This is a genomic window from Paraburkholderia sp. RAU6.4a (genome assembly GCF_050435625.1).
Taxonomy (GTDB): domain Bacteria; phylum Pseudomonadota; class Gammaproteobacteria; order Burkholderiales; family Burkholderiaceae; genus Paraburkholderia; species Paraburkholderia tuberum.
The window spans coordinates 415,766-429,897 of record NZ_JBNDKQ010000001.1 but is presented as its reverse complement, the minus strand read 5'-3'; the positions used below and the strand labels follow the sequence as shown (position 1 = coordinate 429,897).

Here is a 14,132-nt window from a genome sequence, read left to right as displayed (position 1 = left end):
TTACTCCGTGGTCTGCGTGCGACAGGCGGCGTCGCGGAAGGCCGTGACGTTGCCGTTGTTGTATCGGGCAACGATGTTGCGGAACAGGTACTGGTCGATCGATGAGAAGTAGCGTACCGACTGCTTCTCGCTCGGCTTCGCGACTTCGGCGTATTCGTCCATGCTCAGGCGGTCCGGCGAAGCCTTGACCTTCCGCACCCATGCGTCGAAGTCGGTGGCGCTCGTCGCGAGCGTACGGAACTTCATGTCGGCGAATCCCTTGCCGCTGAAGTTGGCGGACATGCCTTCGAAATTTCCCGGTGCATCCGCGATCAGGTGCAGACGGGTCTGCATGCCGACCATTGCATACACCTGGGTACCGAGTTGCGGGATGAAGAATGAGTTCATCACCGAATCGGACGTGATCCGGAAATTTACCGGCGTATCGACTGGCACGGCGAGCTGGTTCACCGACGCAATGCCGAGGTCCGGGTAGATGAAGAGCCACTTCCAGTCGAGCGCGACCACCTCGACGTCGATCGGCTTCACGCTCGACTGCAGCGGCCGGTACGGGTCGAGCTCATGTGTGGTGCGCCAGGTCAGGATACCGAGGTACAGGATGATCAGGGCGGGGATCGTCCAGACGACGATCTCGATCGCCGTCGAGTGCGCCCATTTGGGTGCATAGACCGCGTGACGGTTCGACGCACGGTAGCGCCACGCGAAGAACAGCGTCAGCAGGATCACCGGGATCGCGACGATCAGCATCGCCCACGTGGCGGTGGCGATCAGCGACTTCTCGGCCGCGCCGACGCTCCCTTTTGGATCAAGCACAGTCAGATCACATCCCGATAGACAGGCGCTCAATGTCGTGACGATGGCTATCGACCGTTTCCTTAAGGCTTTTCTGTCTGTCATAGTGGTTAAGTCCGGGTTGTGGCACTTTCGACCTGAAGCTGGCTTGACGCATGCGGCATCACACTCGCAGCGTCATGGTCCGACAACCGGCCAGCTTTGTGATTGATGTCGATCAAGGACGAACAAAGCGGCGGGGTGCGGTGCACTGACGCAGTGCGCGGGCTAAATCAGACGACAGTCTGCTGCGGCAAACCGTAGATCAGGTCGACGTTGATTGAGAGAAATCCCGCATCGCGTGCGCCGCTGAGTGCGCGTTCCACCACATCGAGTGGCTGGATGCGATTGACAGCTTGCTGAACGTCGGTAGCAAAGTCCTGTACGTCGAAGCTCGCTCGGTTGAAGCCGAGGCGCGCGAGTGGTGAAAGCGTTTTGGTGCTGACGGTTCGCGGATCAATTTCGATGGCAAGTTCTGCGTCGATCGAGAACGCGAAGCGGTTCTGCAGTTGCTGGAAAGCTCTTCGAGTTCGGCAACAGGGAAGAAGGTCGGCGTTCCACCTCCCAGATGCAGCTGCACGGTTCGCCGGTCAGGTCCGAGATGTGACGCGGCCAGATCCATCTCACGAACGAGGTAGCTCAGATATCTGGCGCTGCAGCCATGGTCGTGCGTAATGACCTTGTTGCATGCGCAGAAGTAGCAGAATGATCTGCGTGCCGTTCGGCGGCTGCAGCCAGTCCGGCAATGGCTGCGAAATCGGTGTCTCCGGGTGCGAGAAACATCTTGGGTACGAGTCAATGCGGTTGAAGGCCAATAGTCCGGCCTCAAGGCTCCCGCTATCTCGACATTCCTCCGCGTGACCCGGTGTCGCATCCTGACTTCGGGATCGGGACCGGTTGACCCTGCGCAAGGGCAGCCCTGATTTGCGCGGCGACAATTCCCCGCATACATCAACAAGGGGAAAGCGATGAAGCACATGATCAAGGCCGTCATGATCGTGGCAAGCCTGTGCGCTACCGGTTTGTTCGAAGTGCTGGCATACGCGGATGACGTCAGCGCGAACGGAAGCACGATGGCAGGCGAGGTGACGGCGGATGGGATCCACGCCGGTGACGTGCTCGTGCGTCTGCGTGCCATCTCGATCGAGCCCGAAGTGCACACCAGCGGCACGTTGTCGTCGCTCGGCGTGGGTGTCAATAACGCACTCGTGCCGGAGTTGGACCTGACCTATATGATCCGCGACGCGATCGGCATCGAGCTGATTCTCGCCACCTCGCGGCACCACGTGACGTCCAGCCTCGGCGATCTCGGTGGCGTGAACGTGCTGCCACCGACGCTGCTGCTGCAATATCACTTCAACCATGCTGGCATGATCCGACCGTATGTCGGCGCGGGGGTCAACTACACGTACTTCTACAACGACGGCCTGAGCGCGGGCTCCGAAGGCATCCAGGTGTCACGCAGCAGCTTCGGTCCGGCGGTGCAGGCTGGCGTCGACGTGCAGATCACGAAGACCGTCTTTCTCAACGCGGATATCAAGAAGATCTGGATGCACACGGACGCCTCGGTCGGCGATAGTTCGTTGGGCCGACTGGACATCGACCCACTGGTACTGGGAATAGGCGTCGGGATGAAGTTCTAGCGAGCGCGCAATGACAGACCACAGCTCGCACCAACGGGCGATCCGCTGCGCCCCATCCACCTGAAACGGAGATCTGGTCACTATGCCTCTGTACGACTACCGCTGCGCGGCCTGCGGCCACGCATTCGAAACGCTGGTGCGCGCCGGCCACACGCCCGTCTGCCCGCAATGCGGCGGCACCGCGCTGGACAAGCAGGTCAGCGCGCCGGCCTCGCCCGGCAAGAGCCGCGCGATCATCTCCCGCGCGCGGCGTCAGGCGGCGCGCGAAGGGCACCTCAGCAACTATTCGCCGGCCGAGCGCCGCAAGCTGCTGCGCTGAGCCCAACGGGGAATCGCGCTGTCGATGTAGATGAACCTCGAGGGCGCCTACGAGATGGCACTCAGTCTCACCGTCTTCATGGCCGGCACGCTGGATCGGGCCACCGCCGACAGCCTGCTGGAACACGCGAAGGGCATCTGACCGTATATCGACGCGTGGCTTCGCAACATTGCGTCAGCACGGCCGCCCTCGCGCTCGCGCCCTTCGATGACCACGACGGAAACGTCCTGCGCATGCAGTACGCGCGCCAGCGCGAGGCCGCGTAGACCCGCGCCGACGATGGCCACTTCGACCACCAGCGATTCGACCGCGGTCATCTCGTCGCTCAAAGCCCAGAAACAAAAAACTGCGACCGCTGCGCCACGCCTGCACGGCAGGCGGAATGGGCGTCTGGATATCGATCTCAGTCATGACTTCGACGAAGTCGCTGTCAGAGACCAGGTAGTTAGAGGCCGGCGCATGGCCGCCAATCGGCTTGTAGAGCAGCGCGCCCGAGGCCGGCACGTCATCCAGCAACGCGCCGTCTGCGCTATAGGCCGCGAACCAATGGCCGAAATGCTCGGCCTGCGACAGCCCCTGCAACTGCGCCCAGCCGCCCTGCGGCCGCGCCTGCGCCAGCGCGCAATGCAGTGCCGACGGCGTCGGCGTCATGGCGAAGGCCTCATTCATGACGCTCACCAGCGACTTGCGATGCTTGAAGTTTTCGATGAACTGCGCCGCCTGGGTCAGCCGGGTGCGGATCTTGTGCAGCACGCTGACCTTGGCCGTGATGATTTCGGCGAGCGCGAGCGGCGTGGCAGGGACGGCCGTGTCGGGGCACAGCGCGAGCAGCGCCGGTCCCAGGTGCGGAATGACGCCGCCCGCAGGCGTTCGGCGATGGTCTGGACTGAAACGGTTATGCAGTGCGCCTCACAGATAAATGGCAGCGCCGGCGCCCACGTTGGTCGCGGTGTCTTTCAGCGTCTTGACGATGTACCTGACCTGGTCGGTGTCGAGCAGCGTGTGCAGCGGCAGCGCCAGCGCGCGATCGCCGATGCGCTCGGTGTCGGGCAACAGGCCGCTCTTGCGGCCGATCGCATCGCCCGAGTTCATGTAGTGGAACTGCTGATGCAGCGGATGGCTGTAGGCCACCGTCTCAATGCCGCAAGATTTCATGTCGTCGATCATCTGGGCGCGCGCGCTCTGCGTAAAACGCTTGCCCAAATGCACAACATAGAGCATCCAGTGCACTTCTTCGACGTCCTCGGCCACGTAGGCCGGCTTGATCCCTTCGAAGCTTTGCATCTCTTCGTGATACCAGGTCTCGACCTGCTTTCGCTGCGCGAGGCGCGTGTCGAGTTCGGCCAGTTGCGCGAGACCGAGCGCGGCGGTCAGATCACTGATGCCCGCCTGCAGCGGCACCCGCGAGCCGACCGAGACGGACGCGCGGTCCGTGACGCGCCGCTCGCGCAGATAGCGCAGTTCATGGACGAGTTCGTCATCGTCGGTGACGAGCATGCCGCCCGCTCCTGTGCACAGCGCGGACGGGCTGGAGAAGTCGAACACTGATACGTCGCCGAAACAGCCGACGTTGCGGCCCCGGTAGCGCGAGCCCAACGCCTCAGTACTGTCTTCGATCAGCCGCAAGCGCTGCGCGTCGGCCAGTTCGCGCAGCAGCGCCCACGCGGCCGGGTGGCCGTTGGTATTGCCGGCGAGGATCGCGCGCGTGCGAGGGCCGATCTTCTGCGCGGCTTTTTCGGCGCTCAGACAACCGCTCCAGTAGTCGATGTCGGCGAACACCGGCACGGCTCCCGCCAGCGTGATCGCCTGCGCCACCTGATGCCACGTGTGCGACGCGCAGACCACCTCGTCTCCCGGGCCGATCCCCGTCGCGCGCAACGCAATCCAGGTGGCGAGCGTGCCGCTCGCGACCGCGACCGCATGCTCCCGGCCAACCCAGCCCGCAAACGCGCGCTCGAACGAATCAAGCATCGGCCCGTCGCTCCAACGCGAGGATTGCAGCACCGCGTTGACGAGATCGATCTCGCGCGCCGCGCAAGCCGGTTCGCTCAACGCGATCTCATCGATTTCCATGCGCCTTGTCCTCAGTCAGGATCAACGCATCGGCCTCTTCAGGCCGCCGCGTGATGGTCCTGTAATACCCGGCCGATATCGCGAAATTGATACTGCGCACACCGAACCGGAGCGCTGCTGTCTCGTCGCGCATCGCCGTTGCGCTGACATGCATTGTGCGCACCTCGGGATAACGTTCGTGCCATTGCGCGGCGGCGTCGCGTAGCGTCGGTGCCGTGCGGAGCAGGTCCGCCGCGAAGTCCAATTGCTCGGCGTTCAGGCTCATCTCACTCCTCCACGCCCGCAATACGCCGCGCTTCGACCGTGATGGGCAGTGGCGTATCGTCGGCCATCGCGGGCAATTCGAGTTGCCAGCCGTTCGCGAGCGTGACGAGACCGCCCCACATCCCGGGCTGCGCCATCGCGACAATGGGCTCCTCCAGGTCCTTCTTTGGCACGTAGGCGCTCAGCGCGCCCTTGCTGTCCTTGCGGATCATGACTTTCATGGTTGCGGACTCCGGAGGTTGATGACAGGTTCAAACCAGGTTCAAGCGGGATGCGCTGCTTCCTCCAGCAGTGGACGAAGCAACCGCGGCAGATGGGCGAGCACGTACTCAATGTCCTGCGCCGTAGTGATTTCGCCGAGCGACAGCCGCACCGCCGCCAGCGCCTCATCGCGCGGCACACCATAGATCGTCGCCCGGCTCCGTTAGTTTGCTTCACGGCCAGAACACGCATTCGCAATCGATGCACAGCGTGTCCAGCAACTCGGCCAGGCCGGTGCTCTCATGCTGGGGCATCCATCGGTGCGATGCATGATCGCGCGCGCTCAGGTGCCACATACCGTCTTCATCGCGCGTGAGCCAGGCTATGTCGATCAGCCCGCCATTCGCGTCGACATTGCGGGAGCAGCACGGACTCTCGACACGGAACCCCGGCCCATCGCGCAGCACGCGCGGCACCACATAGCGGTAGCGGGTACGCTCGCGCAACGCTTGCTCGATCTGGCGCTGGGTCAGGTCGAAAGGGCGGCCCGCGCGCAAACCGTCGCGCGGCGCCGCCGCTTCTGGCGCGCTCGCCTGAACCGTCATGACATGGCTCCTTCTTCGGGTAGCAGGCCGGCGGGTGCGGGCGCAATTTCATTCTCCGTGCATCCGACGACACAGTTGCCGAACTCCACCAGATAGACCGGCTCGCCGCTCTCAATCACCTGGCCGACGTTGACGATTTCGCCGACCGTACCCGCCTCGGCCAGACAATCGTCCTGGCCGCGCTCCGGAAAGCTGCCGTCGTTGCACAGGTCATCCAGCGCGATCACGCGCATGCCCCACTGATAAGCAGGCTGAACCGGTTCGATACTCATGCTGACGGCTCCTGCGGTTGCGACGTTTCCGGCTGGACCCGCGTGCCGATCTTGTGCAGCGCTTCGGCCCGCTCGCCCAAGCCTTGCAGCACGTCGTCCGGCAGGTTGTCGAGCGTGCATAGCTCTTTCGCGCGCATGCCGACACGGTGGCCGCTCTCGACGAAATACACCGCGTAGATATAGAACTGCTGAAGGAAGGTGTCGATGCTGGTGACGTAGCCAATCTCGCCCTTGTTCACCAGCACTTCGCCGATGTCCTTGCCGTTGTAGGTGCCGTCGTTGCGGATCACCGCGCGTGCGATCACGCGCTCGCCGTAGTTGAAGCGCGGGGGAAACGCGACCTCGATCAGGTCGTCATCGCGGTTGATGTCAGCCATGCTTCACTCCTGCTGATCGTTGCGTCTGTCCGGTGGTCATCAGGTTCGCGACCTCGCCCGACTGCCGGCGCTGCCGCGCGAGCGCGCGCACCTCTTCGTCCGCGTCATCCATCAGCGACGCCACGATTTCGCCAGCGGCGCGCCGCGCGACTTGCCAGCGCACTCGCCAATCGGGATCGAACGCGAGGCGCGATAGCAGCGTCGCGGGCAGACGCTCGGCAACGATGCGGCGTACCTCGGCCTCGCTGTCGTCGGCAATACGCAGCAGCGCGGGCATCTCAAGACGCTCGGCCAGTCGCATCCGGACTCCGCGATCAGGGTCGCCGATCATCTGCGGCAGCAGCGCGAGCGGCAGACGCCGCGCCACCCATTCACGCACGCCGTAGTCGGCATCGCCCCGCATGCCGATCAATGCAGCAGGCGACAGGCGCTGCGCCACGCGAATCCGCACCTCGCGATGCGGATCGTGGATCAGGCGTGCCAGTTGCGCCTGCGGCAATCGCAACGCGAGCTGCAGCCGGACCATCTCGTCCGGGTCGCCGAGCAATGCCGGCAGACAAAACACACCGGCGTGACTCGCTGGCCCGCAATCGTGCTCCGCCGGCAACTCGCGCAACCGCACGCACCCGCAGCCGGCGCAGTCGAGCGGGCCGCCCTGCCAGTGGCGCGGTGCAATGTCGCCGCCTGGTACGCGCACGTTCTGTACGCTCATGGTTTCGTCCCCGTCCAGCCGCGCGTCGGATATGCACTCAGCGCATCCATTGCATCGTCGGACCCGACGCCGGACTCATGACGATCCAAGACCTGCGAAAGCAGCGCGCCCCCCACCCGGTCTTCGGGATCGAGCCGGCGCAATTCGCGCAGTCGCATGCGCGCTTCTTCAAAGTCGCCGAGACGCATGTTGAGGTACGCGAGGCCCTTCAGCGTGAACAGATAAAAACGCGCGGCCGCGTCATAACGCGTGGTCACGATCGCGGCCGCATGCGGTTCATCGCCGAAATCTGAGCCCAGCGCGGTGCGGGCGACCGCCAGCGCGTCTTCGCCGATCGCACGCGCCTGCGCCAATTGATGGTCGTAGAAGTAAAAGCGGTACAGCGCGATCAACGGCACCGGATGGCGCGGCGCGGCGGCGCGGGCGCGTTGCAACAGCGCGAGCGCCTCGCCGGGGCGCTCGCGCAACCGACCCGCCTCGGCGATCAATGCATTGACGCCCGACGGCAAGCCGCCGCCAATCGCGCTCTGCGCAAACGCGGTCATTACGTCGTCGAGGGCACGGTCGCCGGACTCCATCGCCATCGCTCCTCTTCAGGAGATCTGACGCGGCAGCGGCGGCCGCCCGCGGCCAATCGCGCTGACATCGATGGTCGCCACGCCCGGCGGCGCCGACTCCGCACTACTACTGCAACCACAAGCGGCCTGGTTCGGATTGAAGAAGATCAGGCCGGACTGGGTTAGCCTGTCGGCGAAATCGATCGTTATGCCTTCGAGCATCAGCCGGCTCTCAGCCGGCAGGAATACGCGCAGGCCGTTGATGTCGAGTTCCTGTTCGCCTGGTTGCAGCGCCGGCTCGGCGGTGAATTTCGCGGTATAGCCGGAACAGCCGCCGGCGCTCACCACCAGACGAAAGCCGGCCCCAGCCGGCAGGCCCGAAAAGCGCACGATACGACGCATGAACTTCTCTGCGGCGCTCGTAACAGTTACGTTGGACAGCATGATGCGTAGTCTCCTGATGGATGAATGGCCGGCCCGGCCACGAGCCAGACTCAAACCTGAACGATGCAGCCGTCCACGGGACACACGGCGACGCACTGCGGGTCGTCGAAGTGGCCTTCGCATTCGCTGCATTTCTTGGGGTCGATCGCGAACACGCCGCCTTTGTCGCTGATCGCGACATTGGGGCATTCCGGTTCGCAGGCCGAGCATCCCGTACAGGTGGACGCAATAATCTTCAGAGACATGGAGGCTCTCCTGTTGTCCTGTCTGGAAGGGTGTGGGGTGTCACGCCGCTGAGGCTGACGAGGTGTAAGCACCCTGGCGGATCGAAGCATCGCCGCGGTCCAGGTGCACGATGGCGCCGCTGGCGATGCGACTGCGGTAGTCGTTGAACCAAGCAAGCACCGCTTTTTCGATAAATTCGCCGACGTACTGATCGACCGGCTCGATGCCAGCTTGCGCCAGTTCGTCTTTCGGGCAGGCGCCGATCTTCGCGACCAGCACCGCGTGGCAGTCGCGAAGCGCGCGCACGACCGACGGTAGTTGCTCGTCGTCGCCGTAACCGCCCCGGCAATACAGGTCCACCCGGCGATGTCCGACGAACAGCGCTTCGGCTGCCGAGACCTCGAAGATCTGAAACTCCGTGACGTGGCCGAAGTGCTCGTTGACCCGGCCGCCGCCCTTCGTTGCGACCGCGACCAGCGCCTTCATGTCGTCGGCGACGTCGATCTCGCGAGAGACAGCCAGCGCTTCCTGCTTCGCGTCGTGCTGCGCCTGACGCTCGGCTTCGACGCGCTGCTGGTATTCACGGCGGCGGTCGAGGTCGTAGACCACTTCCATCTGCTCGATCCTGTCGAGCGTGAAATCCTCGCTGCGGTCCTCGCCCAGCAGGCCAACCGCATCCGCGCGGCACTGGCGGCAATGACGCATCAGGTTGGCGCCGCCCATGCAGGCGTCCTGCACGGCCTTGAGTTCCTGCGCAGTCGGTCCGCGCTGGCCGCTCAGGCCAAAGTGAGTGCCGTGCTCGGGCTCCGAGATCAGCGGCATGATGTTATGCAGGAACGCGCCGCGTTTCTTGACGTCGCGGTTGACCTCGATCAGGTGCTCCTCGTTGATGCCGGGAATCAGCACCGAGTTGATCTTGGTCAGCACGCCGCGTGCGGTGAGCATCTCGAGACCCTTCATCTGCCGGTCATGAAGGATTCGGGCTGCTTCGTAACCGGTCACGCGCTTGTGCTTCCAGAAAATCCACGGATAGATTTTCTCGCCCACCGCCGGGTCGACCATGTTGATGGTGATTGTCACGTGGTCGATGTTGTACTTGCAGATTTCGTCCACGAGGTCGGGCAACGCCAAGCCATTGGTCGACAGGCACAGCTTGATGTCCGGCGCCTGTTCCTGCAGCATCCGGAACGTCTCGAAGGTCTTCTTCGGGCTCGCCAGCGAATCACCGGGACCGGCGATGCCAAGCACCGTCATCTGTGGAATCTCGCTTGCGACCGCCACGACCTTCTTCACTGCCTGTTGCGGCGTTAGCTTCTGAGAGACCACGCCGGGACGCGACTCGTTCGCGCAGTCGTATTTGCGGTTGCAGTAGTTGCACTGGACGTTGCAAGCCGGCGCCACCGCCACATGCATGCGCGCATAGTGATGATGGGCTTCTTCCGAGTAGCATGGGTGATTCTTGACCTTCTCCCAGATGTCCGGCGGCATGTCGTCGAGACTACCCAACGCGCCGCAGCTGGCCTTACCCTCGCCACCGTGCGTGCCGCAGCCGGCACCGGTGGACGGGTCTTCGATCTTCACACCGAGCGGTTTAATCTGCCCGATGCTGATATAGGCCGCTGCGGGCAAGTCGCTCGCATTTGAACTCGCTTGCATGGATATCTCCTCGCAACCAACGGCGGCCGCGCGCAAGCCATAGAGCCAGATCCATGCCACTCGACAAGAACGCCAGGAATCAATGGGTTAGGATATATTTCGCAGTTCTGTTTGATCCCGGCGCGCGACGTATCCCTACATTTTCGTTGCGTCGTGTCGGTGTTGCGACAAATCTCACACGACCCGGACGGCATGTTCTAAACCAGCGAGAGGGACCCGCACAAACCAGATCAATCGTTCGCGTTCACCCTCCGGCTTCCCTGGCTTGCGATTTCGCGAACGTGTGGTCGCCCGCTGCTGCTCGTCACGCGAAAGTCCCGTAGCGCTCACGGCCGCGCAGTTGCCCGTCCGGTTCGGCCAGCACCACAAAGGCGCGCCGCCACTCCATCGTCTGCACAAGATAGTTCAGGGACTCGCGGAAGGCTTTCGCCACATCGAGCGACGAAACCAGCGTCTTGCTCACCTCGTAGACGCCGTCCAACGCTTGCCTGAATGTTCACCGTTGACTTCCCCTTCGTGCGCTGCGCGCTTTCGATGTACCAGCGCAAGGCGCACGATCGACCCAAAGACACAGCGTTTGAAGTAAGCGCATTTCAACGCCTGACGATTCAGCCATCGCGCATGTCAATCCCGCGCGCGTAACGACAAATCCGACAAAAAGAACGGCGGCAATCCTCACTCGTCGGGCGCATCGACTCAAAAACAACAGCGAAACAACAGCGGCCCAGCTGAAAGAGGCCACTAGAGCGTGACAATCCAGTGGCATGGAAGTTGCCCTCAAGGTCGCATTACCCCGCTTTCAAGAGCCTGCAATGTCGGATTTCCAACGCGTCAGTACCAGCCTCCATCCGCGCGGCGCCCACCCGGTGCATCTGGATCATGCCGCCACCACGCCGGTCGATCCGTGCGTGATCAGACGCATGCTGCCTTACCTGACCGAGATGTACGGCAATCCCGCCAGCCGTTCGCATGCCTACGGCTGGGTCGGCGAAGAAGCGGTGGAACTCGCCCGCGAGCAGGTCAGCTCGCTCGTCAACGGGGACCCGGACGAGATTGTCTGGACCTCGTGGGGCTCGGGCCGCGCATGCGGATCGCGTGCCAACTGCACGGCGGCGTCCACGAGCGCGGCATGCGCTCGGGGACGTTGTGCACGCATCAGATCGTCGAGGAACTGCCATTGCCGCCGATCGAGATCCACTGCTCGATTCTCGCGCCGAGGACGCGATCAAGGCGGCCGTGTCTGACTTTCGCTCGCGCCAGACGATTCGAGGCGCAGCAGCCGACGACCTGTAACTCGCCGAGCAACCGACCTGCTCGTCTAACCCGAAATGAGTCCATTCAAGCCTGAGAGGAACCTCCATGGAAACGCTCGCCCAACCGGCTTCCGCCACACCCGGCGTCATGCCCGGCCTACTCGAATTCACGCCTCAGGCCGCTGCGAAAGTGGCCTCGCTGATCGAGGAAGAAGGCAATCCCAACCTGAAGCTGCGGCTGTACGTGTCAGGCGGCGGCTGTTCGGGCTTGCAGTACGGCTTCGCGTTCGACGACCAGGTGGCGGACGACGACATGCAGACCGTCACGGACGGCGTCACGCTGCTGGTCGATTCGATGAGCCAGCAATACCTGCCCGGCGCGCGCGTCGACTACGAAGACAGCCTGGAAGGTTCGCGCTTCGTCATTCACAACCCCAATGCGCAGAGCACCTGTGGCTGCGGCAGTTCGTTTTCCGTGTGAGGCAATCATGAAATCTCACTGACTGGCGCCTCCCGACGACGAGGAGAACAACCAGTTCGACAATGCGTGGGGCCTTGACGTGCAATCGCGTCTCGCGTGCTGCGTGAAGCTGCGCAACGCCGACCTGACGATCGAACTGCCGCCACATACGCGCGAGCTCGCGCGTGAGCATTGAGGGCATGCGTCCTTAGCGCTGTGCGGCCTCTTCAAGCGCCATAGCGGTCATAGCCGCGCTGATAGCCGCCGCCTGTGTTTTTCTTCCCGCATCGCCGTCGCCATGGATAGCCAATTCCTCCAGCGTTTGCATCGCGCCGACCGCATCCGCACATCCTGGCTGACCACGCCCATCGCATCGCGCATCGCTTTCTGCAGCGCCGTGTTCATCGCTACACCTGGCTGTTCGAAACAGGACATTCGCGACAGGTCTTCGTTGGAACCGCTTCATCACAGCGCCAGCGAACACGGGAAAGCCCCGCGGCAAGCGGCTATTCGCACTAACGGTGCATGGCGCAGTACTTGCAAACCGTATGATCAAATGCCTAAAGGACAACTTCCCGTGTCGAATCCGATCATCAACGACACCACACTGCGCGACGGCGAACAGACCGCTGGCGTCGCATTCACGGTTGCCGAAAAATGCGCGATTGCCGAGGCGCTCTCAAGCGCCGGCGTACCCGAACTGGAGATCGGTATCCCCGCGATGGGTGCCGAGGAAATCGATTGCATCCAGACCATCGTCGCGCTGAATCTCGACGCCGATCTGATGGTCTGGGGCCGTCTCACCGACGCGGACCTGGCGTCGGCCTTGTGCTGCAATCCCGACATCATTCACCTGTCGATTCCCGTGTCCGATATCCAACTTCAACACAAATTGCGCCAGCCGCGCTCGTGGGTGCTCGCGCAGGTGAATCGCGTGATCAGCGCCGCCGTCAAAAGCGGCCGCAAGGTTTCGCTGGGCGCGGAGGATGCCTCGCGCGCGGACCCCTCGTTCCTTGCCGACGTGGCGCGGCACGCGCAACAGTGTGGTGCGCAACGCATCCGCTTTGCGGACACGCTCGGCGTCCTCGATCCTTTTTCGACCTATGAAGCGATTGCGCGATTGCACGACGCGGTCGATCTGGAAATCGAAATCCACGCGCACAACGACCTCGGGCTCGCGACCGCGAACACCCTTGCCGCACTGCGCGCCGGCGCAACCCACTCCAACACCACTGTCAATGGTCTCGGCGAACGCGCCGGAAATGCCGCGCTGGAGGAGATCGTGATGGGCGTGCGCCATATCATGGGTCGCAACACCGGCGTCGACACGACCGCGCTATTGAGCATCTCGCGGCTTGTCGAACGGGCTTCAGGACGCCCGGTCGCGCTTAACAAAAGCATTGTCGGCGCCAGCGTATTCACGCACGAGTCGGGCATCCACACAGACGGGCTCGCGAAGAATGCATCGACATACGAGAGCTTCGATCCCGCCGAACTCGGTCGCGAACGCTCGGTCGTGCTCGGCAAGCATTCGGGTTCGCAAAGCGTGCGCCGGGCTTATGACGCGCTCGGCCTGGCCGTCAGTGAAAAGCTGCTCGTGCTGCTGCTGCCCCGTATCCGCCACCATGCCACCCAGCACAAGCAAACGCCCAGCGCCGCCGACCTCTATCGCTTCCTGATCGAGTTGCGCTACACCGTCGGAGAATTGTCATGAGCGGCGCTGTGGTCGGCTTCACGAAGTGCGTCGCGCGATCCGAACAGTCGGGCACGACGACGCCGTGCCCCACCAGCGGCGCCTGCGACAAGTACTTCGCCGAGCCGACGTTCTGTCCACACCTATCCTCATCCGCTTGCAAGGAGTAAACGCGATGGAAAGCTTTGTCCAGCAACTCAAGGCGCTGTCCTCAGCCGAGGACTTCCTGCAGTTCTTCGGCATTCCGTTCGACCAGAAGGTCGTCAACGTGAGTCGACTGCACATCCTCAAGCGCTTCTTTCAGTACATCCAGCAACAGGACGCGCTGCCGGAAGGCGACGAAGCCGCCCTGTTCGCGTCATATCACGCGCTGCTGCTGAAGGCTTACGGCGACTTCGTCACCTCCACGCCGGCGCAGGAAAAAGTGTTCAAGGTGTTCCGGGACACAAATGGGCGGCAGCACGTTTCACTCGACAGTCTGCGCGCGTCGCTGCCCGCGCGCACCCTTGCCGGACAGGTGGAGCAAGACCATGCACATCGTTAAGAC

The 14,132-nt window shown here is 63.2% G+C and carries 22 protein-coding genes and 3 pseudogenes; 7 read left to right on the top strand and 18 right to left on the bottom strand.

Annotated features, from left to right (window positions below; all coding sequences use genetic code 11):
- Positions 1-897, bottom strand: coding sequence for a ubiquinol oxidase subunit II (gene cyoA / locus OKW40_RS01965; RefSeq protein WP_260335100.1), 897 nt, complete (start codon positions 895-897; stop codon positions 1-3).
- Between the two features lie 176 nt (positions 898-1,073).
- Positions 1,074-1,540, bottom strand: a pseudogene (locus tag OKW40_RS01960) (radical SAM protein); the annotation flags it as partial.
- Positions 1,541-1,799: 259 nt separating this feature from the next.
- On the opposite strand from OKW40_RS01960, the gene OKW40_RS01955 reads away from it, so the two are divergent.
- Together OKW40_RS01955 and OKW40_RS01950 are read left to right on the top strand one after the other, a co-directional pair.
- Complete coding sequence (locus OKW40_RS01955) at positions 1,800-2,474, top strand: OmpW/AlkL family protein (RefSeq protein ID WP_184053478.1); 675 nt, start codon at positions 1,800-1,802, stop codon at positions 2,472-2,474.
- 82 nt (positions 2,475-2,556) lie between these two features.
- Positions 2,557-2,793, top strand: coding sequence for an FmdB family zinc ribbon protein (locus OKW40_RS01950; protein ID WP_090811320.1), 237 nt, complete (start codon positions 2,557-2,559; stop codon positions 2,791-2,793).
- Positions 2,794-2,840: 47 nt separating this feature from the next.
- Here the strand turns inward: OKW40_RS01950 and OKW40_RS01945 are convergent, their stop codons facing one another.
- The 15 genes from OKW40_RS01945 to OKW40_RS01875 all read right to left on the bottom strand — a co-directional run bounded on the left by OKW40_RS01945 (position 2,841) and on the right by OKW40_RS01875 (position 10,642).
- The gene (locus OKW40_RS01945; protein WP_311541615.1) at positions 2,841-3,080 is read right to left on the bottom strand and encodes an NAD(P)-binding protein; all 240 of its coding nucleotides are present in this window, start codon (positions 3,078-3,080) and stop codon (positions 2,841-2,843) included.
- A complete protein-coding gene (locus OKW40_RS01940; protein ID WP_311541614.1) occupies positions 2,968-3,546 on the bottom strand; it encodes an SIR2 family protein in 579 nt (192 codons plus the stop codon). The genes OKW40_RS01945 and OKW40_RS01940 overlap by 113 nt, the downstream gene beginning before the upstream one ends.
- Positions 3,547-3,702: 156 nt before the next feature.
- Positions 3,703-4,866, bottom strand: coding sequence for a DegT/DnrJ/EryC1/StrS family aminotransferase (locus tag OKW40_RS01935; RefSeq protein ID WP_184053475.1), 1,164 nt, complete (start codon positions 4,864-4,866; stop codon positions 3,703-3,705).
- On the bottom strand, positions 4,853-5,131 hold the full coding sequence (locus OKW40_RS01930; protein WP_429487864.1) for a hypothetical protein: 279 nt from the start codon (positions 5,129-5,131) through the stop codon (positions 4,853-4,855). Before OKW40_RS01930 ends, OKW40_RS01935 begins: the two co-directional genes overlap by 14 nt.
- Position 5,132: 1 nt before the next feature.
- Positions 5,133-5,351: a putative nitrogen fixation protein NifT gene (nifT, locus tag OKW40_RS01925; RefSeq protein ID WP_007177241.1), complete on the bottom strand. Its 219-nt coding sequence runs from the start codon at positions 5,349-5,351 to the stop codon at positions 5,133-5,135.
- Positions 5,352-5,392: 41 nt separating this feature from the next.
- Positions 5,393-5,530, bottom strand: a complete 138-nt coding sequence (locus OKW40_RS01920) for a hypothetical protein (protein ID WP_260330635.1) — start codon at positions 5,528-5,530, stop codon at positions 5,393-5,395.
- 34 nt (positions 5,531-5,564) lie between these two features.
- Entirely contained in the window at positions 5,565-5,936 is a 372-nt protein-coding gene (locus OKW40_RS01915; protein ID WP_184053469.1) for a hypothetical protein, read from the bottom strand.
- Complete coding sequence (locus OKW40_RS01910) at positions 5,933-6,208, bottom strand: nitrogen fixation protein NifZ (RefSeq protein WP_071336673.1); 276 nt, start codon at positions 6,206-6,208, stop codon at positions 5,933-5,935. Before OKW40_RS01910 ends, OKW40_RS01915 begins: the two co-directional genes overlap by 4 nt.
- Positions 6,205-6,585 (bottom strand): nitrogen fixation protein NifZ, encoded by a 381-nt coding sequence (locus tag OKW40_RS01905; protein WP_184053466.1) that lies wholly within the window; start codon positions 6,583-6,585, stop codon positions 6,205-6,207. Before OKW40_RS01905 ends, OKW40_RS01910 begins: the two co-directional genes overlap by 4 nt.
- The gene (locus OKW40_RS01900; protein ID WP_184053463.1) at positions 6,578-7,297 is read right to left on the bottom strand and encodes a hypothetical protein; all 720 of its coding nucleotides are present in this window, start codon (positions 7,295-7,297) and stop codon (positions 6,578-6,580) included. The genes OKW40_RS01905 and OKW40_RS01900 overlap by 8 nt, the downstream gene beginning before the upstream one ends.
- A complete protein-coding gene (locus OKW40_RS01895) occupies positions 7,294-7,875 on the bottom strand; it encodes a hypothetical protein (RefSeq protein WP_184053460.1) in 582 nt (193 codons plus the stop codon). Before OKW40_RS01895 ends, OKW40_RS01900 begins: the two co-directional genes overlap by 4 nt.
- Positions 7,876-7,890: 15 nt before the next feature.
- Positions 7,891-8,298 (bottom strand): HesB/IscA family protein, encoded by a 408-nt coding sequence (locus OKW40_RS01890; protein ID WP_184053457.1) that lies wholly within the window; start codon positions 8,296-8,298, stop codon positions 7,891-7,893.
- Positions 8,299-8,348: 50 nt separating this feature from the next.
- Positions 8,349-8,543: a 4Fe-4S binding protein gene (locus tag OKW40_RS01885; RefSeq protein WP_184053454.1), complete on the bottom strand. Its 195-nt coding sequence runs from the start codon at positions 8,541-8,543 to the stop codon at positions 8,349-8,351.
- A 40-nt stretch (positions 8,544-8,583) separates the two neighbouring features.
- Entirely contained in the window at positions 8,584-10,179 is a 1,596-nt protein-coding gene (gene nifB, locus OKW40_RS01880) for a nitrogenase cofactor biosynthesis protein NifB (RefSeq protein ID WP_184053451.1), read from the bottom strand.
- A 304-nt stretch (positions 10,180-10,483) separates the two neighbouring features.
- A complete protein-coding gene (locus tag OKW40_RS01875) occupies positions 10,484-10,642 on the bottom strand; it encodes a hypothetical protein (protein ID WP_260335099.1) in 159 nt (52 codons plus the stop codon).
- 349 nt (positions 10,643-10,991) lie between these two features.
- Between OKW40_RS01875 and OKW40_RS01870 the strand changes: the two are divergent.
- The 3 genes and pseudogenes from OKW40_RS01870 to OKW40_RS01860 form a co-directional block, all read left to right on the top strand.
- Positions 10,992-11,246: pseudogene (locus OKW40_RS01870) on the top strand (aminotransferase class V-fold PLP-dependent enzyme); the annotation flags it as partial.
- Positions 11,247-11,538: 292 nt separating this feature from the next.
- On the top strand, positions 11,539-11,913 hold the full coding sequence (gene erpA, locus OKW40_RS01865) for an iron-sulfur cluster insertion protein ErpA (protein WP_184053448.1): 375 nt from the start codon (positions 11,539-11,541) through the stop codon (positions 11,911-11,913).
- A gap of 22 nt (positions 11,914-11,935) precedes the next feature.
- Positions 11,936-12,088: pseudogene (locus OKW40_RS01860) on the top strand (2Fe-2S ferredoxin); the annotation flags it as partial.
- A gap of 12 nt (positions 12,089-12,100) precedes the next feature.
- On the opposite strand, the gene OKW40_RS01855 reads toward OKW40_RS01860, so the two are convergent.
- Complete coding sequence (locus OKW40_RS01855) at positions 12,101-12,358, bottom strand: hypothetical protein (protein ID WP_184053445.1); 258 nt, start codon at positions 12,356-12,358, stop codon at positions 12,101-12,103.
- A 111-nt stretch (positions 12,359-12,469) separates the two neighbouring features.
- Between OKW40_RS01855 and nifV the strand changes: the two genes are divergently transcribed.
- Both nifV and nifW read left to right on the top strand, forming a co-directional pair.
- On the top strand, positions 12,470-13,606 hold the full coding sequence (gene nifV, locus OKW40_RS01850) for a homocitrate synthase (RefSeq protein WP_184053442.1): 1,137 nt from the start codon (positions 12,470-12,472) through the stop codon (positions 13,604-13,606).
- A 154-nt stretch (positions 13,607-13,760) separates the two neighbouring features.
- Positions 13,761-14,129 (top strand): nitrogenase stabilizing/protective protein NifW, encoded by a 369-nt coding sequence (gene nifW, locus OKW40_RS01845; RefSeq protein ID WP_184053439.1) that lies wholly within the window; start codon positions 13,761-13,763, stop codon positions 14,127-14,129.
- Positions 14,130-14,132 lie beyond the last annotated feature (3 nt).